The sequence below is a fragment of the Mesorhizobium sp. M7A.F.Ca.US.011.01.1.1 genome, from assembly GCF_003998295.1.
GTDB lineage: Bacteria > Pseudomonadota > Alphaproteobacteria > Rhizobiales > Rhizobiaceae > Mesorhizobium.
In genome coordinates, this window is record NZ_RZRT01000145.1 from 1 (window position 1) to 2,335 (window position 2,335).

The 2,335-nt window shown below is 58.3% G+C and carries 2 protein-coding genes and 2 pseudogenes; all 4 read left to right on the top strand.

All coding sequences use genetic code 11. From position 1 onward, the window contains the following. A pseudogene (locus tag EOA13_RS36810) lies at window positions 1-230 on the top strand (2,4-dihydroxyhept-2-ene-1,7-dioic acid aldolase); the annotation flags it as partial. Between the two features lie 16 nt (window positions 231-246). After that, the gene (locus tag EOA13_RS36815) at window positions 247-1,005 is read left to right on the top strand and encodes an alpha/beta hydrolase (protein WP_127298010.1); all 759 of its coding nucleotides are present in this window, start codon (window positions 247-249) and stop codon (window positions 1,003-1,005) included. A gap of 20 nt (window positions 1,006-1,025) precedes the next feature. Next, on the top strand, window positions 1,026-1,415 hold the full coding sequence (locus EOA13_RS36820; RefSeq protein WP_127298011.1) for a tautomerase family protein: 390 nt from the start codon (window positions 1,026-1,028) through the stop codon (window positions 1,413-1,415). Between the two features lie 608 nt (window positions 1,416-2,023). Then, window positions 2,024-2,335 (top strand): annotated as a pseudogene (locus EOA13_RS36825) (sugar ABC transporter substrate-binding protein); the annotation flags it as partial.

Consider the following 2,335-nt stretch of genomic DNA (forward strand, 5'->3'; position numbering starts at 1 on the left):
ATGCAGCCCACCGCAGTGGCATTCGGGCCGCGCTGCACTGCGGCTCGCCCGCCTACGCGGCGCGCGCTGCCCAATGGGGCTTCGACATGGTGACCGTTTCGAATGACGTGAGACTTCTCGCAGGCGCGGCAGCGGCAAACGTCAAAGCATTCAGAGAGGCGAGCGCGACGGCGGACTGGGCTGCAGCGCCGAGCCCGGAAAAACAGCCAAGCATCAACACATCATACTGATAAGGAAAGAGAGCCGATGACCACTGAGATCGCACCCGTGAAGGTAATCGGAAACGGGCCGGAGCGTATTATCGCAGTCGCCGGATGGATGGGGGACCATCACCTGTTCGATCCCTTCCTGCCGTTAGTCGATCCGGCCCGCTATAGCTTCGCCCTTCTCGATGCCAGGGGTTACGGCAGCCGCAAAAACTCCGATGGCCCCTTCACGATCGAGCAGATCGCGGCAGATATCATTTCATGCGCGGACGGATTGGGCTGGTCAAAATTTCATGTGATCGGCCATTCCATGGCTGGGATGTCGGCCCAGCGGCTGCTTGTCGATGTTCCGGATAGGATCGCGTCGGCAATTCTTCTGGCACCCGTGCCTGCTTCCGGTGCGCGAATTGATGAGCAGCGCCGACAGTTGCTGCTCGCGGCAATCCAGGACCCTGAAGCGAGGAAGCGGTTGATAAACGCCAATACTGGCGGAATGCGTCTCGATGAATGGCTGGCCAAGTTGCGGGATACCAGCTTGGCCGGCACGAGACCCGAGGTGCTCGAGGCATATATGAGCTCGTGGACGGGCCCCGGCTTTGCGAATGAAATTACACCAGTGCAGGTTCCTGTCCGTGTCATCGTGGGCGAGAAAGACCCCGGCGCCGTCCCGCAGCGGCTTCGCGAAACGATCGGAACCTGGTTCCCCGATTTCGACCTGCAGATCCTCCCTGGATGTGGCCACTATCCGATGTGGGAAGAGCCTCAGACCTTCGCCGATGCTTTGTTCTCGAAGCCGTGAACCGAAGCGAGGAACATTCCGTGCCTCTAATGAAGTTCCACGTTCACGCGGGATGGTCGCAGGAGAGCTTGAACGCTCTCCTGGACATCGCGCATCGTTCGATGGTCCGGTCGTTTCAAGTCCCTGAGAGGGACCGCTACCAGATCGTCAATCAGCACCCGCCGGGCACGATGATAGCCCTCGACACTGGCCTGGATATTCCCCGAACGGAGCGCTTCGTGCTGGTGGAAGTTGTCTCCCGTCCGCGAACGGTCGAGCAGAAACAAACTTTCTACGCGGACCTTAGCCAAGACCTTCACGAGGGGTGCGGGGTTCCTCCGTCTGATCTGATGGTATCCTTCGTGGAGAACTCGGATGCCGATTGGTCGTTCGGCCACGGCCGCGCGCAGTTTCTCACCAAGGAGCTTTGAGCGCTCGGCTGGCGGATTGAGAATCGCCAGTCCTACCGTTTCAGATAGCCGTTCACATGATCCCGGTTTTTCAGGATCGACCAGCGTCAATCCGCATCGTTATGGACGTCTTGCGTGCAAGGACCGCCGGACAGGAATTGCGCTGCTCGAAGTGGTCGATCCGCTCGTGAAAAACGTCGTTGCTGCTATGGTCAAAGGTAGCTCCCGATGACCTCGGCGAGACTGTCGGCCTGGAAGACCCGCCACGGTGTGGCGCGTGGACAGTGTCGGGAGATCCTCAAGCAGCCGCTACGCGATTGCAGGTTTTGCGTGAACTCCGGTTCCTGTCGGCGCCAGGACTGGCCATGATTGGCGGGACCCTCGAAGCGACCGCTGCATGCTTCCATCGCGACGAAGGCTCAAACGCCGAAAGGTTATATATCGGTATATGACTTAGTCCGTGCGTGAGCGAAAGGCCCGCTTTTTCATCGCCCAGATCCGCCTTTTTCCCGTTTTTTCGCATCTGACCATTGACATCGGAGCGAGCTCATATATCGATATATCGCCCGATAAAAATAACAGTGGGCACAGGTCGCTCAACCTAAGTCGGCTAAAATCCGGAGGTAATCATGAGAAAACTGCTGCAACTAATGACGGTTCTCGGGATCGTCGCGATGCCTGCAATTGCAACTGCAAAGGACCTGACAATCGGGTTTTCTTGGAACAGCAAGCAGGAACCAATCGTCTACGCATGGGAGAAGTATCTCAAGAGCGAGGCGGAGGCGCAGGGCAAGGGCGCCGGCGTCAACATCAAGTTCGTCTTCAATGTCGCAGATAACGATCCGACCCGTCAGGCTGCGAACATTGAGGACCTGATCAACCAGGGCGTCGACATCATCATGGCACGCTCGGCAGATAGCGGCGCGATCGGTGCCTCCATC